The organism is Stutzerimonas tianxiuensis, assembly GCF_053470365.1.
In genome coordinates this window covers 19,552-37,507 of the sequence record NZ_JBPVWS010000001.1, presented here as the reverse complement: position 1 = coordinate 37,507, position 17,956 = coordinate 19,552, and the positions used below count along the sequence as shown (strand labels likewise).

At 62.4% G+C, this 17,956-nt stretch carries 12 protein-coding genes; 6 read left to right on the top strand and 6 right to left on the bottom strand.

Translation table 11 applies throughout. From position 1 onward, the window contains the following. Position 1 precedes the first annotated feature (1 nt). The 4 genes from argA to ACSSNI_RS00130 all read right to left on the bottom strand — a co-directional run bounded on the left by argA (position 2) and on the right by ACSSNI_RS00130 (position 4,644). Positions 2–1,303 carry an amino-acid N-acetyltransferase gene (argA, locus tag ACSSNI_RS00145; protein ID WP_102836494.1) on the bottom strand — a complete coding sequence of 434 codons (1,302 nt, stop codon included), beginning with the start codon at positions 1,301–1,303 and terminating at the stop codon, positions 2–4. 102 nt (positions 1,304–1,405) lie between these two features. Continuing rightward, positions 1,406–2,560 carry an acetylornithine deacetylase gene (gene argE / locus ACSSNI_RS00140; protein WP_159969556.1) on the bottom strand — a complete coding sequence of 385 codons (1,155 nt, stop codon included), beginning with the start codon at positions 2,558–2,560 and terminating at the stop codon, positions 1,406–1,408. Positions 2,561–2,662: 102 nt separating this feature from the next. Beyond that, positions 2,663–3,928 carry an inorganic phosphate transporter gene (locus ACSSNI_RS00135; protein ID WP_102836492.1) on the bottom strand — a complete coding sequence of 422 codons (1,266 nt, stop codon included), beginning with the start codon at positions 3,926–3,928 and terminating at the stop codon, positions 2,663–2,665. A gap of 38 nt (positions 3,929–3,966) precedes the next feature. Then, positions 3,967–4,644, bottom strand: coding sequence for a TIGR00153 family protein (locus ACSSNI_RS00130; RefSeq protein ID WP_045164191.1), 678 nt, complete (start codon positions 4,642–4,644; stop codon positions 3,967–3,969). Between the two features lie 104 nt (positions 4,645–4,748). Between ACSSNI_RS00130 and ACSSNI_RS00125 the strand changes: the two genes are divergently transcribed. Together ACSSNI_RS00125 and tfpB are read left to right on the top strand one after the other, a co-directional pair. Further along, positions 4,749–6,113, top strand: coding sequence for a CYTH domain-containing protein (locus ACSSNI_RS00125; RefSeq protein ID WP_200640096.1), 1,365 nt, complete (start codon positions 4,749–4,751; stop codon positions 6,111–6,113). A gap of 325 nt (positions 6,114–6,438) precedes the next feature. Next, positions 6,439–8,223, top strand: a complete 1,785-nt coding sequence (gene tfpB, locus ACSSNI_RS00120; protein ID WP_200640097.1) for a type IV pilus assembly ATPase TfpB — start codon at positions 6,439–6,441, stop codon at positions 8,221–8,223. 67 nt (positions 8,224–8,290) lie between these two features. Here tfpB and ACSSNI_RS00115 read toward each other — a convergent pair whose 3' ends face one another. Then, a complete protein-coding gene (locus ACSSNI_RS00115) occupies positions 8,291–9,001 on the bottom strand; it encodes a murein L,D-transpeptidase catalytic domain family protein (RefSeq protein WP_200640098.1) in 711 nt (236 codons plus the stop codon). A 238-nt stretch (positions 9,002–9,239) separates the two neighbouring features. Here ACSSNI_RS00115 and ACSSNI_RS00110 point away from each other — a divergent pair, with 238 nt between their 5' ends. The 4 genes from ACSSNI_RS00110 to ACSSNI_RS00095 all read left to right on the top strand — a co-directional run bounded on the left by ACSSNI_RS00110 (position 9,240) and on the right by ACSSNI_RS00095 (position 16,720). Continuing rightward, on the top strand, positions 9,240–10,889 hold the full coding sequence (locus tag ACSSNI_RS00110) for a L,D-transpeptidase family protein (RefSeq protein WP_234484682.1): 1,650 nt from the start codon (positions 9,240–9,242) through the stop codon (positions 10,887–10,889). A gap of 223 nt (positions 10,890–11,112) precedes the next feature. Next, positions 11,113–15,810 carry a hybrid sensor histidine kinase/response regulator gene (locus ACSSNI_RS00105; protein ID WP_200640099.1) on the top strand — a complete coding sequence of 1,566 codons (4,698 nt, stop codon included), beginning with the start codon at positions 11,113–11,115 and terminating at the stop codon, positions 15,808–15,810. Positions 15,811–15,886: 76 nt separating this feature from the next. Further along, positions 15,887–16,195: a DUF2388 domain-containing protein gene (locus tag ACSSNI_RS00100; RefSeq protein ID WP_148925615.1), complete on the top strand. Its 309-nt coding sequence runs from the start codon at positions 15,887–15,889 to the stop codon at positions 16,193–16,195. 99 nt (positions 16,196–16,294) lie between these two features. After that, complete coding sequence (locus ACSSNI_RS00095; protein ID WP_200640100.1) at positions 16,295–16,720, top strand: OsmC family protein; 426 nt, start codon at positions 16,295–16,297, stop codon at positions 16,718–16,720. Positions 16,721–16,780: 60 nt separating this feature from the next. On the opposite strand, the gene ACSSNI_RS00090 is transcribed toward ACSSNI_RS00095, so the two are convergent. Next, positions 16,781–17,881 (bottom strand): TRAP transporter substrate-binding protein, encoded by a 1,101-nt coding sequence (locus tag ACSSNI_RS00090; protein ID WP_148925617.1) that lies wholly within the window; start codon positions 17,879–17,881, stop codon positions 16,781–16,783. Positions 17,882–17,956 lie beyond the last annotated feature (75 nt).

Here is a 17,956-nt window from a genome sequence, read left to right as displayed (position 1 = left end):
ATCACAGCGCCTTTTCGAAGATCTTCGAATTGCGCTGGAAGTTATAGAGCGAGGCGCGTGCGGCCGGGAGGCGCTCGACACCGCTGGGCTCGAAGCCGCGCTCGCGAAACCAGTGCGCCGTTCGGGTGGTGAGCACGAACAGGGTTTTCAGGCCCAACGCCCTGGCACGCGCCTCGATACGCTCGAGCAACTCGTCGCCACGTCCGCCGTGACGGTACTCCGGGTTTACCGCCAGGCAGGCCAGCTCACCGGAGTCGGAATCGGCGATGGGGTAAAGCGCGGCGCAGGCGATGATCAGGCCATCGCGCTCGACGATGCTGAACTGCTCGACCTCGCGCTCCAGCACTTCGCGTGAGCGGCGCACCAGAATGCCCTGCTCTTCCAGCGGCGTGATCAGGTCGATCAGCCCGCCGACGTCCTCGATAGTCGCCTCGCGCAGTTGCTCGAATTGCTCCTGGGTCACCAGGGTGCCGTCGCCGCCGTCACGGGTGAACAGCTCGTTGAGCAGCGAACCGTCCTCAGCGTAGCTGATCACATGGCTGCGGCGCACGCCGCCTTTGCAGGCTTGCGCGGCGGCATCCAGCAGCTCGGCCTGGTAGGTGCCAACGAGGCGCTCGAGATAGGCCGGAATCTGCGGCGGACGCAGCTCGCGCACCAGCTTGCCACTTTCATCACGCAGGCCTCGCTCGGAGCCATAAAGCACCAGCTTGTCGGCTTCCAGATCAATCGCTGCGCGGGTGGCGATGTCTTCGCAGGCAATGTTGAAGATTTCACCGGTCGGGGAATACCCCAGCGGCGAGAGCAGCACGATGGTGCGCTCGTCCAGCAAACGGCCGATGCCCTTGCGGTCGACACGACGCACCTCGCCGGTGTGCTGATAGTCGACCCCGTCGTGAACACCGATGGGCCGCGCGGTGACGAAGTTGCCACTGGCCACCCGCAGCCGCGCGCCCTGCATCGGCGAGGCGGCCATGTCCATCGACAGCCGGGCTTCCAGGGCGATGCGCATATGCCCGACGGCATCGATCACGCATTCCAGGGTGGCCGTGTCGGTGATCCGCAGGTCACGGTGAAAGCGCGGTTCAATACCCCTCGAGGCCAGCCGTGCCTCGATCTGCGGACGTGAGCCGAACGCCAGTACCAGACGCACGCCGAGGCTGTGCAGCAGCACCAGATCGTGAACGATGTTGGCAAAGTTGGGGTGTTCCAGGCCATCGCCGGGCAGCATGACCACGAAGGTGCGGTCACGATGGGAGTTGATGTAGGGCGATGAGTCGCGAAGCCAGGTGACGTAGTTGTGCATTGCGCAAGCCTTAGATAACAGCTTTGTTCAGTCCGGAAGCCGGGTCGAGTATGGAGATGCAGGGAGCAGGTTCACGCTGCGAACATGTCGCCAGGCCTGCTCCTATCCTCGGCCTGGTTGCAGGCAATAGTGTTCGATCATCCCGCGCAACAGCCTCACAGTAGGTTCGATTCGGTCCAGGTCCAGGTATTCGTCCGGCTGGTGCGCGCAGGCGATATCACCCGGGCCAAGCACCAGCGTCTCGCAGCCAAGCTGCTGAAGATAAGGCGCCTCGGTGGCGAAGGCCACCGCCTCGGCGACATGACCGGTGAGGCGTTCGGCCAGTTTGACCAGCTCGGCCTCGGCAGGCTGATCGAAGGCCGGCACGCTGGGGAACAACGGGGCCAGGTCGATTTTCACCTGATGCCTGTCAGCCACCGGACGCAGCCGCCCGGCGATAGCTTCGCGTAGCTGATCAGGCTCCATCCCCGGCAGGGGCCGCAAATCGTACTCCAGTGAGCACTGGCCGCAGATACGGTTGGGGTTGTCGCCGCCATGGATGCAGCCGAGGTTGAGCGTTGGCTGTGGCACGTCGAACAACGGATTGTTGTATTGGCTTTGCCACTCCCGGCGCAGCGTCATCAGCTCACTCATCACGTCATGCATGGCTTCCAAAGCGCTATGCCCATAAGCGGGATTGGACGAATGCCCGCTTTGCCCTTGAATCTCGATGCCTTCCATCATGATGCCCTTGTGCAAGCGCACTGGGCGCAACCCGGTCGGCTCGCCGATCACTGCAGCTCGGCCCAGCGGCCGCCCGGCGTCGGCCAGGGCACGGGCGCCGGACATGGAGCTTTCTTCATCGCAGGTGGCGAGGATCAGCAGCGGCTGGCGGAACGGCTTATCCAGCAGCGGCAACACGGCCTCAATGATCAACGCGAAGAAGCCTTTCATGTCGCAGCTGCCCAACCCGTACCAGCGGTCATCCGCTTCGCGCAGCTGCAGCGGCTCGGCCGTCCACAGCTCGGCATCGAAGGGCACGGTATCGCTGTGTCCGGCCAGCACCAGGCCGCCGGGGCCGCTGCCATAGCTGGCGAGAAGGTTGAACTTGCCGGGGGTGATTTCCTGCACGTCGCAGGTAAAGCCGAGATCGCTCAGCCAGCCTGCCAGCAAATCGATGACCGGGCGGTTGGTCTGATCCCAATGCGCCTGGGTGCAACTTACCGATGGCGCAGCGATCAGCGCGGCGAACTGGTCTTTAAGCGAGGGGATGGGCACCGACAGCCTCCTGAAAGACGGAAAAGACGAAGGCACCCAGTGAAACATGAAACGCGCCGCCGCAGCCTTACCGTCGAGGTAAAAACTGCGGCGACGGCTAGATCAGACGAAGATCGCCTTCAGAATGGTGAAGAAGATGATCGAAAGGATCGCCCCGGCTGGCAGGGTGATCAGCCACGACATGAAGATCGAGCCGACCACGCCGAGGTTCAGCGCACCGATACCGCGCGCAATGCCGATACCGAGTACGGCGCCAACCAGCGTGTGAGTGGTCGAGACCGGCAGGCCAATAGCTGACGCGCCAACGACCGTGGTTGCGGTTGCCAGCTCTGCGGCGAAGCCACGGCTGGGAGTCAGCTCGGTGATTTCCTTGCCAATGGTGGCGATCACCTTGTAGCCATAGGTGGCCAGACCGATGACGATACCTACAGCGCCCAGCAGCAGTACCCAGCCCGGCACCGCCGACTTGGCAGCAACCTCTGCTGCGCCGCCCGATTGGATGACCCCGACCACGGCCGCCAGCGGGCCGACGGCGTTGGCCACGTCATTGGCACCGTGGGCAAAGGCCATGGAACAGGCGGTGAAGATCATCAGCACAGCGAAGACTTTCTCCACGCTGGCGTAGTGAAAGGTGCGATCGGCCTCGACATCAAGCTTGATCCGCGACAGCAGCGCGATCCCGACCAGCATCACCAGGACGCCGATGGCGAACGCTAGGAGGATGCCCTGGCCGCCGTTCAGCGTCAGACCGACATGCTTGAGGCCCTTGGTGACGGTCATCAGCGCGACCATGAAACCGGTCAGGAACATGTACAGCGGCACGAATCGCTTGGCGTTGAGAAAGGGATCATCGGTATTGATGATCAGCTTCTGCACGCTCATGAACAGGCCAAAGGCGACGATGCCCGACAGCATCGGCGTCACCACCCAGCTGGCCACGATGGGGCCGATGGCATCCCAATGCACCGCATCGGTGGACACGCCGACCGCGGCAAAGCCGATCACCGCACCGATGATCGAGTGCGTGGTGGAAACCGGCCAGCCTTTCATGGTGGCGATCATCAGCCAGGTGCCGGCTGCCAGCAGCGCCGACATCATGCCCAGCACCATCAGATCGGGCGATATGACTTCCGCATCGACGATGCCGTTCTTGATGGTCTCGGTGACCTCGCCGCCCGCCAGGTAGGCACCGCAGAACTCGAAGATCATCGCGACGATGATGGCCTGCTTGATCGTCAGCGCCCGGGAACCCACCGAGGTGCCCATGGCGTTGGCCACGTCATTGGCGCCTACGCCCCAGGCCATGAAGAAACCGAAAGCACAGGCGAGCACGAGAAGTACGAAGCCGTATTCCGCGATAAAGGACATAAGGAATTACCTGTTGAACCAGAAAAGACGCTGGCGCCTCAGCGCGCCAGCAATTGTTCCAGACGGTTACCGACTCGCTCGGCACGGTCAGCTACGTCACCGATCCATTCGATGATTTTGTAGAGGAACATTACGTCGACTGGAGGCAATTCCTTTTCCAGCTTGAACAGGGCACGGCGCACCGTGATCTGCATGCGGTCGGTTTCACGCTCGATTTCCTCGAGCTCCTCGACCATTTTCTCGACCAGCGTGGCCTCACGGCCGGCAAAGCCGGTTTCCAGCAACGAGTCCAGCTCCTTCAGCGCTTTCAGCGCCTGGCAGCTGGCGTCTACACTGCGCTGCACGAACGCCATCATTTCCGGCTGCAGGGCCGGCGGAATGGTCATGCAACGGCCCAGCATCAGACCGGCGATGTCCTTGGCACGGTTGGCAATTTTGTCCTGTACACTCAGCAGCTCCAGCAGATCCGAGCGCGGAACCGGCAGAAACAGGCTCTTGGGCAGATGTTGACGGACGCTCTTCTTGAGCTTGTCGGCCTCGTTTTCCAGTCGGGCCATCTCTTTCTGGATCTGTTCGACCCGTTCCCAATCTTCGGCTGTGATCGCCTGGAACAGCGGTACCAGGTTGGCGGCACATTCGTGAGATTTAGCCATGTGCTGCTGCATCGGCCCGATGGGCGAACGTCCGAACAGGCTGACGAAAGGATTGATTGGCATAGGGAGCACCCCGGCTTCAGAAGGCGGCAAGTATACGGATGACCTCAAAGGGCCGCTACCAAGTGACGTAGGTCACACTCAAACATAGGCATCATCTCGGCACCATGCAGAAAGAAACCGAAATCAAACTGCGCGTCAGTCGCGAAACCCTGGCGGCCCTGCGTGAGCATCCGCTGCTGAAGAAACGCAACAAGAGCGGCTGGCAGCGGCACGAATTGTTCAACCAGTACTACGACACCCCCGAGCGCGACCTGGCTCAGGCCAAGGTTGCGCTGCGTCTGCGCCGCGACGGCGAGCAGTTCATTCAGACGCTGAAAAGCCGCGGTCAGAGCGTGGCTGGGCTGTCCGAGCGTAACGAGTGGGATTGGTACCTGGACAAGGCCAAGCTGGACCTGAAAAAACTCGCGGACGAGTGTTGGCCCGCGAGCCTGGCCGAGCTGGACAAGAAAACCCTGAAGCCGATTTTCACCACGGACTTCGTCCGCGAAAAAGCCGAAATCGCCTGGGGTCGCGGCAAGGCTAAGGTGGTGATCGAAGCGGCGCTGGATCTGGGCAAGGTCGTGGTCGGCAAACAGAGCGAGGAAATCTGCGAGCTGGAGCTGGAACTGCGCCAGGGCGAACCCGAGGCCCTGCTGGAACTGGCCGCCGAGCTGGCCGCCGATCTGCCGTTGATGCCTTGCGACATCAGCAAAGCCGAGCGCGGCTACCGCCTGCATGACGCCGACAGCTACTCGCTGAGCCTGCCGGCACCGACGCTTGCGGCGGCCATGCCGCTGGACGACGCCTTTGCCGCGCTGGCCTGGCAGCTGCTGGGTAATAGCCAGCGGCTGGCCGAACAGTACCGCTTCAATGGTCATTGGAAATTGCTGGGCGAATGGCTGCAGCAATTGGTCGAACTGCGCGCCCTGCTGGGCAGCCTCGGTCAGGCCGCTCCGCGCGCCACCAGTCGCGAGCTGCGCGAACAACTCGATGCGCTGATTCAGGATTGGCGTCCCCAGGTCGAAGCCGGACGCGATGACGAAAGCGTGCGCCAGGCAGCGCCTGAACGATTTGCTGCTGAATTGTCTGCGCCACGCTGGGGCCTGTTCTCGCTGAACGCCTCACTCTGGCTGCTGCAGCGCAACTGGACAGCCAATCGCAACAACCGCGGCAACCGCCAGGGCGCAGCCGAGCTGGGCAACTGGCTGCCACGCCTGCTGGGCGAGGAAGCCGAGGCATTGCAGTTGCTGCGCTACCAGCAACAGCCCGAAGACCTCGCCGAACAGCGGCCGCGCATGGAGCGGCTGCTGGTCTGGCTGCACCTGGCCCGCGCCACGCTGGAGCTGCCGGAAGCGGACCGTCTCTTCGGCGAACTGGCCAAGTTGTACGAACTGGCAGGACAGCCACTGGATGACGAGCTGCTTGAGGCCCGCGTAGAGCAGGCTCGCGTGGTCTGGACGCTCAAATCCTGGAAGCTGCTGACGAAATAGCTCGCCGTGCGGCCCCGCTGGCATTCGGCCTATGCCTGTTTCACCCTAGGTGAAGGACTGGCGAAGTAGCGAGCCCCGCCACGGTCGGCGGCGTCACCGGCGGGCTTCAGTCCACCGGTGTCCCGCAACTTCCACTCGACACCCAACCTACATCCGGCACCGCCACCCCGTTGGGCTAAATCCATCCTAAAATCGCCGGTTCGCTCTACGCGCGTGCCATTCAGTTCGGTCCAGCCCGACATCACGTAAAGTTGGACCGCACGGCAGACAGCGCGTTGATTTATCGGCAAGCTTGCTCCTCGTACCCGCCACAACCGAAGAGCCCATGTCCGTGTTGAATTCGCCTGCCCAGGATCGCTTCCTCGACCTCAATGACCTGCTGCGTGACTTGGTTGCGCAGAGGCGACTGTCGCAGGAAACAGCCGAGCAATGCATGACCCTGCGGCGCAGTTCGGCAAACAGCCAGCAGCATCCGCTGGAATTTCTCGGCGCTCAACAACTCGATGATCTGGCTCGCCCCGGCAAGAAGCTGGATCTCGAAACACTAACCGTCTGGCTCGCCGAACAGGCCGGGCAACCCTATCTGCGTATCGATCCGCTAAAGATCAACGTCGCGGCGGTCACACCGCTGATGTCCTACGCCTTCGCCCAGCGGCACAAGATACTTGCGGTGGCGGTCGACAGCTCGGCAGTGACCATCGCCAGCAGCCAGCCTTTCGTGAAAAGTTGGGAAGCCAACCTTACCCATGTGCTCCAGCGACCGATCAAGCGGGTAGTGGCCAATCCGGTCGACCTGCAGCGCTTTACCGTCGAGTTCTACCGCCTGGCCAAGTCGGTCAGCGGCGCCACTTCCAATGATCAAAAGGTCAGCGGGACCGGCAATTTCGAGCAGTTGCTGAATCTTGGCGCCAGTGATCAGGAGCCAGATGCCAACGATGCGCACGTGGTGAACATCGTTGACTGGCTGTTCCAGTACGCCTTCGACCAGCGCGCCAGTGACATCCACATCGAACCGCGTCGTGAGCAGGGCAGCGTGCGCTTTCGCATCGATGGCGTCCTGCACAACGTCTATCAGTTTCCGCCGCAGGTGGCGATGGCCGTTGTCAGCCGACTCAAGTCCCTGGGACGAATGAACGTCGCCGAAAAGCGCAAGCCGCAGGACGGTCGGGTCAAGACCAAGACGCCGGACGGCGGCGAGGTAGAACTGCGCCTGTCGACGCTGCCGACGGCCTTCGGCGAAAAGATGGTGATGCGAATCTTCGACCCTGAAGTGTTGCTCAAGGGCTTCGACCAGCTGGGCTTTTCCGCCGAAGACCTGCGTCGCTGGCAGAGCATGACCGGCCAACCCAACGGCATCATCCTGGTCACCGGCCCTACCGGATCGGGCAAGACGACGACGCTCTACACCACCCTCAAGCAGCTGGCGACGCCGGAAGTGAACGTCTGCACCATCGAAGACCCAATCGAGATGATCGAGGGCGCCTTCAACCAGATGCAGGTGCAACACAACATCGACCTGACCTTCGCCAGCGGCGTGCGCGCCCTGATGCGCCAGGATCCGGACATCATCATGGTCGGCGAGATTCGCGATCTGGAAACGGCGGAAATGGCGATCCAGGCGGCACTGACCGGGCACCTGGTGCTGTCGACTCTGCATACCAACGATGCGCCATCGGCAATCACGCGGTTGCTGGAACTGGGCGTACCGCATTACCTGCTTAGGGCCACACTCCTGGGCGTGATGGCGCAGCGCTTGGTGCGTACGTTATGTCCGCACTGCAAGGCACCGGTGCAGCTGGATGCGGATGACTGGCAGGCGCTGACCAAACCCTGGAATGCGCCGTTGCCTAGCCATGCGCAACAGGCGGTGGGTTGTATCGAATGCCGGGACACGGGCTACCGCGGCCGCGCTGGGGTCTACGAGATTATGCTGCTCAACGATGCGATCAAGCCGCTGATCACCGCCGATACCGATCTCATCGCCCTGCGCCGCCAGGCCTTCAAGGACGGCATGCACAGCTTGCGGCTGTCCGGCGCGCAGAAGATCGCCGCGGGTCTTACAACCCTGGAAGAGGTTCTCAGGGTCACGCCGCAAAGCGAGCAGAAATAGCGGGACGGCTTTGAGTGAGGGCAAAGCCAGCCTCCAACCCCTCCCCGCTCTAAGGCAGCAGGACCTTTTAGTTGCCGCCTCTCGACGCCACCAGCGTCGCCACTTGGCCCGACTCGCAGTTGAGGTAAGCCGACGACTGCAGCCACTGCTGATCCGGGTACCAGGAAAACATGAATTGCCCGCCCTTGAGGCTATCGACCACCATGCGCGCCACTTCCGGGCGCACCGCTGGGCAGCCCTGGCTGCGACCGATACGCCCCTGCGTCGCGATCCAGGCCGGGTTCACATAGTCGGCCGGATGGATGACGATGGCCCGCTCGCGCGCCAGGTCGTTCACCCCGGGCTCGAGCCCGTCCATGCGCAGCGAGTAGCCATGCTTGCCGCTGTAGCTCTCGGCGGTGCGGAATAGCCCGAGGCTCGACTGATGGCTGCCCTCCACGTTGGAGAAACGCGTGGCCTGGTTCTCACCCGAACCGTTGCCATGAGCGACGAAATCCTTGAGCAACAAACGCCCACGCTGCAGGTCGAAAATCCACAGTCGGCGCTCCGAGGAAGGCAGAGAAAAGTCGATGACGGCAAGCCGCTGAGCCGGCGTCGCGCCATGATTCACGGCGCACTGCATAGCCGCGACAGCATGGGTCAACACGACCGGATCGAGCGTTGGTGCCACGCGGGAAAGATCGTCCACCAGCGGCTGATAAGCAGGCGGAGCGGCCAACAGCGGCATGGACAAGAGCAAGCCGGCGGCCAGACAGAGGCGGCGAAGCGAAACCATCATTCGTAGATCAACCTCGGCGGGCGCCAATGCCGATCATCCCTGCCGACCGACGCCCCCTGCTCGCTACCAGGCCCAAACAATCAAAAAGTAGCGAAATTAAATCAGACGGGACCTGAAGCGCTCCCACGTCGTCTGATACATCGTGTTCTAGTAGCCTGAACGGGCCATGTTTTTTCAGGCACCGCGGCTTGTTCAGCGGCGGAGTCTAGCAGTCGGCGGGACCGCCAGGAGTGAAGCGTTGTACAAAAAACATACATCGAGTCTGCTGTTCGCTTGGTTGTTGGCGCCATGGCTGGCGATGGCGGAACCCGCAGTAGAGCCCGCCGGCCCAGTTCAGGGTGTCCTGGAGAACCTCCCGACGGCGTGCGGGCAGCCTATGGCCAACGTGGACGAAACAGCTCTGGCGCGGCTCTCCGAGCTCTACCGACGCAACCACTTTGCCTTGCTGTGGACCTCTTATACGCAGATTGACGCGCTGTTGGCCCAGCTCGAGTCGCTGGCGGACGATGGGCTCCAACCTGCTTCTTACCACCCCGAAACCATTCGTCGGGTCATGCACACCGCCACCCGTGATCCGCTGCACCGCGAATGCAGCGATGTACTGGCCAGCCACGCCTATCTGTCGGCCTTGGGTCACCTGGCGCAGGGGCGCCTGCCGCAAGACAGCATCGAGCCCGTCTGGCATATCCCTGATGCACCTGGGACACTACAGGCCGAGGCGCAGCTGATGGCGATCGCCAGCGAAGGACTGGAACATCTCGAGCACGCCTTCAATAAAGCGCGTCCGTCGTTGGAGCAATACAACAACCTCCGCAAGGCCTATGCGCAGCTGCGCGATCAACCCAAGCCCCAGTGGCAACCAATCCCCGCGGGCCAGACCTTGCGCCCAGGCATGTTGGACCCGCGTGTTCCCCAACTGCGGCATCGTTTAAGCGCCGACGGTTACCTGCCCGCTTCGGCAGTCACGCCGGGCACCCGCAGTGATCGCTACAGCGATCAATTGGTGGAGGCGCTCAAGGCGTTTCAGCGCCGTCACGCCCTGCAAGATGACGGCATCATAGGTGCGGACACCCTGACCGAACTGAACGCGACCCCAGCCGACCGACTGAATCAACTGCGGGTGAATCTGGAGCGGTTCCGCTGGCTATCGGCCGACATCGAGCCGCGCTCGCTGCTGGTCGATATCGCCGGCGGACGGGTGATCTACTTTCGCGACAGTAGCCCTCAATGGGAAGCGCGCATCCAGGTCGGCCGCGATACGCGGCAGACCCCGTCCATCAAGTCGACCGTCACGCGCTTCACCCTCAACCCGACCTGGACGGTGCCGCCGACCATCCTGCGCGAGGATAAGCTGCCGCAGATCCGCGACAACCTGGACTACCTCGCGCAACACAACATGCAGGTGTTGGACTATCAGGGTCAGGTACTCGACCCAGCCACTGTCGACTGGAGCAATCCGGGGCGGATCCTGCTGCGCCAGGCCGCCGGGCCCGACAACCCGCTGGGCCGGGTGGTGATCCGTTTCGCCAACCCCTACTCCATCTACCTCCACGACACGCCCAGCCAAGGCCTGTTTGCACGCTCGCAGCGGGCGTTCAGCTCGGGCTGTGTAAGGGTCGAATCGGTGATGCAATTGGTCGATCTTTTATTGAACGAGGACGAACACGAGCGCGTTAGCCAATTGCTTGAGACTGGCCTGACCTACGAATACCGCCCGGAAGAAACCACCCCGATACTCCTGGCCTACTGGACAGCCGAAGCCGACCGCACCGGCCTGCCACGCTATCGCCCCGACGTCTATCACCGTGACCCAAAGCTGCTCGCAGCGTTGCAAGCAGCCGATCGCAACGCCATGCTGCGCGCCATGCCGGCCATTGATGAGCACTAACGCCAGCCCAGCACAATAAGCTGGGAGCTACCGCTCAGGACCAGACCGGCGGCTCTGGCAGATTGATCGTCGACCGATGTCTACTTGCCTTGGGGTCGAACCCAGGTATCTTGCCTAGCAACAACCGCCTGCACTTACGCCATTGCCTCGCCGCTGCAGGCGCTCGGTCAACGCAGTCTGGAACACCAAGATCGTTGCCGCCACGGATAGCCGAGCAGACGTTTTGAAGAAAAAAAATACAAGCAGTACATGGAACGAAGCTGACCGACTGGCAGCGCTTGCGCGTTACCGCATTCTCGACACCCCCGCCGAGGCGGCATTCGACGATCTGGTACAGCTTGCTGCCGAGCTATGTGCCTGTCCCAGCGCGGCCATCGTGTTTGTCGACGAGGACCGCCAATGGGTAAAGGCCTCGGTCAACGTCGAGGGCGCCGACCGCCCTCGGGACGAAGCACTCTGCTCCCGGGCCCTCGAGTGCACAGAACCGCTGGTGATCGAAGACCTGACCCACGAGCCGCTGGCCAACGGCATGACGGGTTTCTATGCCGCAGCGGTACTGCGCACCGCCGAGGGCCTGCCGCTCGGCACGCTGTGTGTTCTCGATAGCAAGCCGAGGCAGCTGTCGGAGCGCCAATCCGCCCATCTGGAGGCCCTGGGCCGCCAGGTCATGGCGCTGTTGGAGTTGCGTCGCAGCCGTGAAGCCAACGAGCGCAACCGACAGATCATCGACAGCGCAGTGGATTACGCGATCCTCACCACCGACGCCAAGGGTGTCATCACCAGCTGGAACCAGGGCGCCGAACGCATTCTCGGCTGGCCATCGTGCGAGGCCGTCGACAGCCACGCGGCGCGATTCTACGTAGCGGAGGACATCGCCTGCGGCGTGCCTGACAAGGAAATGGCCACTGCGGCGCGCGACGGCTCGGCAATGAACGAACGCTGGCATGTGCGCAAGGACGGCAGCCGCTTCTGGGCCAGCGGCGTGCAGATGCCGCTCAAGGATGATCACGGACAGCACCTGGGTTTCGTGCATATCCTGCGCGACCTGACCGAACGTCTTCATGAGCAAGCAGCGATCCGCCAAGCCGAAGAGCGCTACCGGGCCCTGGTCGACCTAAGCCCTCAGGTGATCTGGCAGTGCGATGCCGACGGGCAGCTGATCTTCTGTAATCGCTACTGGTGCGATTTCACCGGGATGAGCGCCGAAGCCTCGGCCGGCATGGGCTGGCTGTCGGCCGTGGCGCCGGATCACCGCGACGCCATACTGCAGCAATGGCAAGGCGCCCTGAAATCCGGCGAGGCCGGCAATTTCGAAGTCCCGCTGCTGGCCGCCGACGGCAGCTCACGCTGGTTTCAGGGCAGCGGGGCGCCCGTTTATGACTGCGATTGCCGGCTGCTGCACTGGGTATTGGTCGCGCAGGACATTCACGAGCGTCGCCTGGCCGAGATCAAGCGCCTGGAAAGCGAGGCGTTCACCCGCAGCCTGTTGGATGCCGCCAGCGAAGGCTTCTATTCCATCGACACGCGAGGCTTGGTCACGCTCTGCAACGAGGCGTTCGTCAAGCTGCTCGGCTTTACCAGCAAGGACGAGGTGCTTGGCCGGCAGCTGCACCCGTTGATCCACCACAGTCACACAGACGGCTCGCCTTACCCAATCGAAGAGTGTCCGATTCAACGCACGGCAAAAACCGGTGAGTCGGTACACGTCGAGTACGAACTGTTCTTTCGTCTGGACGGCAGCAGCCTGCCCGTCGAGTACCGGGTCGCCCCGCTGTACCAAGACAATGTTTTGCAAGGTGCGATCTGCACCTTTACCGACATCAGCGAACGAACCCGCGGTGAAGCCCAGCAATCCTATCTGCTGGAGCTCAGCGACCAGCTCCAGGACAGCAGCAGCCGCATCGAGCTGGCTGACATGATGGCCGAGCGGCTTGCCCAGCTGATGGGGGCGGAGTGCATCTATCAGGGACATCTCGACGAGCGCAATAACCTGATCGTCGATGAGCACTGGCCACAGGCTGTCAGCAAGCCGCGCACCGCTCACACGCTGGACGCCTGTGCCGAACCGTTGCGCCTAAGGTTGTCGCAGGGCCTGATCGTGCCCTTCGACGACCTCCTCGATGAGGCCGGTTGCCACGGCCGTTTCGGTGTTCTGCATGAGCATTTCGGCTATCGCAGCCTGCTGCTGGCGCCACTGCTGCAGCAAACGGCCAACTGCGCCTTTTTGTTGTTCGGCAGCCGGCAACCGCGAGCCTGGAGCCAGACCGATATTTCGTTTGTACGAGAAGTGGTCGAGCGCATCCGTGCCGCCGCCGACCGGGCACGCGCGCGCTCGGCCCTGCTGGAAGCCGAACAGCGCGTCAGCCTGGCCAACGAAATTGCTGCAATCGGCGTCTGGGAATACGATTTCGAGCACAACCGCCTGCACTGGGATGCGCAACTCAAGATGCTCGCAAACCTGGGGCCGAACGAGCCGGCGCTGTCGGTCGACCAGTTCCTTGCGCGGGTTCATCCGGATGACCGGCACACTCTCATTGCGGCCTTTCGTAATGCGCTCGACGGCGTCGGCGGCGGCGAGTTGAGCCTGGACTACCGGGTATATGACGAGCGCAGCGAGCAGTTCCGCTGGTTGGCCAACCGTGGCCGCCGGCTGATCGACGGCGACGGCAGGGTTAGCCTGCTCGGCACCGCCCGAGACATTACCGCCGAACGCAACGCAGCCTTGAAACTGCTACGCATGAACGCGCTGCTCGAAGAGCAGATACAGGAACGCCGGATCACCGAGCAGCGCCAATCGGTACTAATGGAACTGGGCGATCTGCTGCGCGGGCAACCCGATAGCGTCACCATCGTCACGGCTGCCGTGCGCGCGCTGGGTACAACGCTGCAGGTGACCCGCGCCGCCTTTCTGTCCATCGACCCGGGCGGACAGTACGCCACCGTCGAGCGCTACTGGAGCGACGGCGCTCTGGGTGACTACAGCGAGCGCATGTGCTTTGCCGACTACGGTGACTTCATCTACGACCTGCAGCACGACGAGCTGGTGGTGGTCGAAGACGTGCTGCATGACCCACGGACCGCCGCACAAGCAGCGAGCCTGCGACTACGGCGCATTCAAAGCCTGGTCTGCGTGCCGCTGCAGGAGCAGGGCGTCCTCAGCGCTGCCCTGATTCTCTTGCAGGACCGACCGCGGCAATGGGCCGAAGAAGACATTTCCTTTATCCGCGAAGTCGCTGACCGGGCCTGGACGGCCGATGAGCGGATGCGCGCGGAAAGTGCACTGCGCGCCAGCGAGGAGCAGTTCCGCACCCTCGCCGACAACATGAGTCAGTTTGCCTGGATGGCCGATCCCGCGGGCCGCATCTACTGGTACAACAAGCGCTGGTACGACTACACCGGCACCACGCTGGAAGCCATGCGGGCGCTGGGTTGGCGCTCGGTGCATCACCCGGACCACCACGAGCGCGTCAGCGCCTCGATGAAGCGCGCCGTGGCAATCGGCTCGATCTGGGAAGAGACCTTCCCCCTGCGTGGCAAGAGCGGCCAGTATCGTTGGTTCCTTGCGCGTGCAGTGCCCATTCGCGACGATTTCGGCCAGGTGACCCGCTGGTTCGGCACCAACACCGATATCACCGCTCAGGTCACCGCAGAAGAAGCACTGCGCGAGCTGAACGACAATCTGGAACGGCGCGTCGCCGAGCGTACGCGTGAACTGGCCGAGATCAACCATCTGCTGCATCTGGAAATGGGCGAACGGGAACGCGCCGAGGACACCTTGCGCCATGCCCAGAAGATGGAAGCCATCGGCCAGCTTACTGGCGGCCTCGCTCACGACTTCAACAACATGCTGACCGGCGTGCTCGGCGCCCTCGACCTGATCCAGCGCCGAGTCGCCAATGGTCAGGTAAACGATCTTGGTCGCTACGTGGATGCGGCGGCCAGTTCGGCCACCCGCGCCGCGGCGCTGACCCATCGCCTGCTCGCCTTCGCGCGGCGCCAATCGCTGGACCCGCAACCGGTAAACGTCAACCTGTTGGTCGAGTCGATGGAAGATATGCTGCGCCGCACCATGGCCGAGCACATCGAGTTCGACACCCGTCTGCAGGAATGCCCCTGGTTGGCTTACACCGATGCCCACCAGCTCGAGAACGCCCTGCTCAACCTCGTGATCAACGCGCGCGATGCCATGAGCGAGGGCGGCAAGCTGATCATTCAAACCGGCTCGGTACAGATCAATAGCTCGCAGCCAGACGGCCCCGAGCCCGGCGAATACGTCACCCTCAGCGTGGCCGACAACGGCTCGGGCATGCCGCCGGAAGTGGTAGCCAAGGCATTCGACCCGTTCTTCACCACCAAACCTATCGGTCAGGGCACCGGCCTTGGGCTTTCGATGGTCTATGGCTTCGTCAAACAGACTGGCGGCCACGTACGCATCGACAGTACACCGGGACAAGGCACCCTGATCACCCTGTTCCTGCCGCGCAACCGGGCACAGGCGGCCCATATCGAGGAGCCATCCAGCAAACCGGTAGCCGTCAGCGGTGCCGAGGCCGACGAAACCGTGCTGGTGGTCGAGGATGAAGCCGCGGTGCGCATGTTGGTGGTCGAGGTGCTGCAAGAGCTCGGCTATCAGGTCATCGAAGCGGTGGATGGCAACAGTGCACTGCCGCACCTGACGAGCACGCGACGTATCGACTTGCTGGTCAGCGATATCGGTCTGCCCGGCATCAACGGGCGTCAGCTGGCCGAGATTGCTCGCCAGCACCGACCCGACCTGCACGTGCTGTTCATCACCGGCTATGCACCCAATGCCCAGGTCCGTGGCGAGTTCCTCGGCCCCGGAATGGACATGCTGGCCAAGCCCTTCAGCATCGACATGCTAGGTGCCAAGGTTCGCCAACTGATCGAGCGCAGCGGATAGTTCAAGAGCGGATGGCCAAGGAACTCTGCTGATCGCTGCACACTCTCTAATGGAGGATCAAGCAGAGGCATCCATCATGCGCAAAACAATTCTGGCAGCCGTTACCCTGAGCTGTATCCCTTTTAGCGCGGCGATGGCGGACGACGGCTTCGTCCGCCAGATTCTTTCGTCCGGCGCCACCACCGCTTCCACCTACATGACGTTCCGCGACGACAAGCTGGTCGCTGCGGCACGCGAGGACGCCAGCAGTTTTGTGGCCAGCGATGGTGCGATCCGTGGTCCTTATCTCGAAGCGATGCTCGTCAAACTACGCCACGAGCAACCGCAACTGGAAGCCAGCGACATGCAGCTGGCCAGCGCCATCCTTGCAGCCGAACAACACTAGGTGACGCGATGCCGGCCAGCCGGCCGGCATGTCGCTCCGCATGCACTGAAGCGGCAGATCGCATCGCCATTCGTCCACTCGCAGCATCCGGAGAACTCCATGAAGAAAACCGCATCCGCCGTCTGGCAAGGTGATCTGAAAAGCGGCAAAGGCACCATCAGCACCGAAAGTGGCGCGCTTAAGGACAATCCGTACGGCTTCAACACCCGCTTCGAAGGTGCGCCTGGCACCAATCCGGAAGAGCTGATTGGCGCAGCACACGCTGGCTGTTTCTCGATGGCCCTGTCGATGATGCTCGGTCAGACGGGACTGACTGCCGAACGCATCAACACCACCGCCGAAGTCACTCTGGACAAAGATGACAAAGGCTTCTCCATTACCGCCATCGCCCTGACGCTGAAGGCCAAGGTGCCTGGAGCCGACAACGAGCAGTTCCAACAGATCGCCAACCAGGCAAAGGAAGGCTGCCCGGTATCGCGCGTGCTCAATGCACAGATCAGCCTGGACGCGACGCTGGAGAACTAAGTCCGCGCAAACAAAAACGCCGCCCATGGGGCGGCGTTTTTGTTGGTGCGGTTCGCTGGGTCAGCCGCGGATGTTGTAGATGTCCTTTTCGTTCAGCTCGGCGTATTCGTACAAGCGATTGAGGTAGGCGCTCTGCTGTTCCCAGACTTTGCTTGCGACCGGATCAGCAGCGGCAGAGGCGTCGACCACCTCGGCAGCCACTTCCCTCAGGCGGGCCAGCACTTCGTCGGGAAGGCGGCGAACTTCAACGCCCTGCTCACGCAGCTGCTCCATAGCCTCCATGTTCTTCGCGTTGTAGTCGTCGAGCATGTCTCCGTTGACTGCACGGGCCGCGGAACGAACGATGGCCTTCAGATCATCCGGCAGGGTTTCCCAAGCCTTGAGGTTGACGTCCAGTTCGAAGGTAACGTTCGGTTCCTGCCAGCCCGGCGTGTAGTAGTACTTGGCCGCTTTGTGCAGCCCCAGCGCCAGATCGTTGTATGGACCAATCCACTCAGTGGCGTCGATGGCACCGGTCTGCAGCGCGGTGAAGATCTCGCCGGCCGGCATGTTCACTACGGTGCCGCCCATCTTGGTCAGTACTTCACCGCCCAGGCCGGGGGTACGCATCTTCAAGCCGTTGAAATCGTCTACCGATTTGATTTCCTTGTTGAACCAGCCGGCGGTCTGTACACCGGTCGCGCCACAGGCCATGGGCAGTACGCCAAACGGCTTGTAGACCTCTTCCCACAGTTCCATGCCACCGCCGCGATGCAGCCAGGCGTTCATTTCCTGGGCGTTGGGACCGAATGGCAGAGCGCAGAAGAACTGAGCAGCCGGAACCTTGCCTTTCCAGTAGTAGGGCGCACCATGCCCCATCTCGGCAGTACCGCGCGAAACTGCATCGAATACCTCGAGTGCCGGTACCAGCTCACCTGCAGCGTAGACCTTGACCGTGAGGCGGCCATCGCTCATTTCATTGACCCGCTTGGCGAAATTCTCAGCGCCAACGCCCACGCCGGGGAAGTTCTTCGGCCAGGAAGTGACCATCTTCCAGTTGAACTTCTCGGTGCTTGCTGTGCCTTCGGACTTGGCGGCGGTTTCGGTTTCCTTGTTGCAACCGGCCAGTGCGGTTGCGGCCAGACCAACGCCAGCGGCGGCCAGAATTTGACGACGTTTCATGAGTCACTCCTTGTTGTTGTAATGCTGAATGTCGGAACCCCGAAATCAGGTAGTTCTAGCTATCATATGGCTATC

What these genes read in the sequence shown, in the direction of transcription:
- ACSSNI_RS00095 (WP_200640100.1), top strand. Translation starts at nt 16,295, where the DNA reads ATGAAGAAAACCGCATCCGCCGTCTGGCAAGGTGATCTGAAAAGCGGC.
- ACSSNI_RS00125 (WP_200640096.1), top strand. Translation starts at nt 4,749, where the DNA reads ATGCAGAAAGAAACCGAAATCAAACTGCGCGTCAGTCGCGAAACCCTG.
- tfpB (WP_200640097.1), top strand. Translation starts at nt 6,439, where the DNA reads ATGTCCGTGTTGAATTCGCCTGCCCAGGATCGCTTCCTCGACCTCAAT.
- ACSSNI_RS00115 (WP_200640098.1), bottom strand. Translation starts at nt 9,001, where the DNA reads ATGATGGTTTCGCTTCGCCGCCTCTGTCTGGCCGCCGGCTTGCTCTTG.
- ACSSNI_RS00090 (WP_148925617.1), bottom strand. Translation starts at nt 17,881, where the DNA reads ATGAAACGTCGTCAAATTCTGGCCGCCGCTGGCGTTGGTCTGGCCGCA.
- argA (WP_102836494.1), bottom strand. Translation starts at nt 1,303, where the DNA reads ATGCACAACTACGTCACCTGGCTTCGCGACTCATCGCCCTACATCAAC.
- ACSSNI_RS00100 (WP_148925615.1), top strand. Translation starts at nt 15,887, where the DNA reads ATGCGCAAAACAATTCTGGCAGCCGTTACCCTGAGCTGTATCCCTTTT.
- ACSSNI_RS00135 (WP_102836492.1), bottom strand. Translation starts at nt 3,928, where the DNA reads ATGTCCTTTATCGCGGAATACGGCTTCGTACTTCTCGTGCTCGCCTGT.
- ACSSNI_RS00130 (WP_045164191.1), bottom strand. Translation starts at nt 4,644, where the DNA reads ATGCCAATCAATCCTTTCGTCAGCCTGTTCGGACGTTCGCCCATCGGG.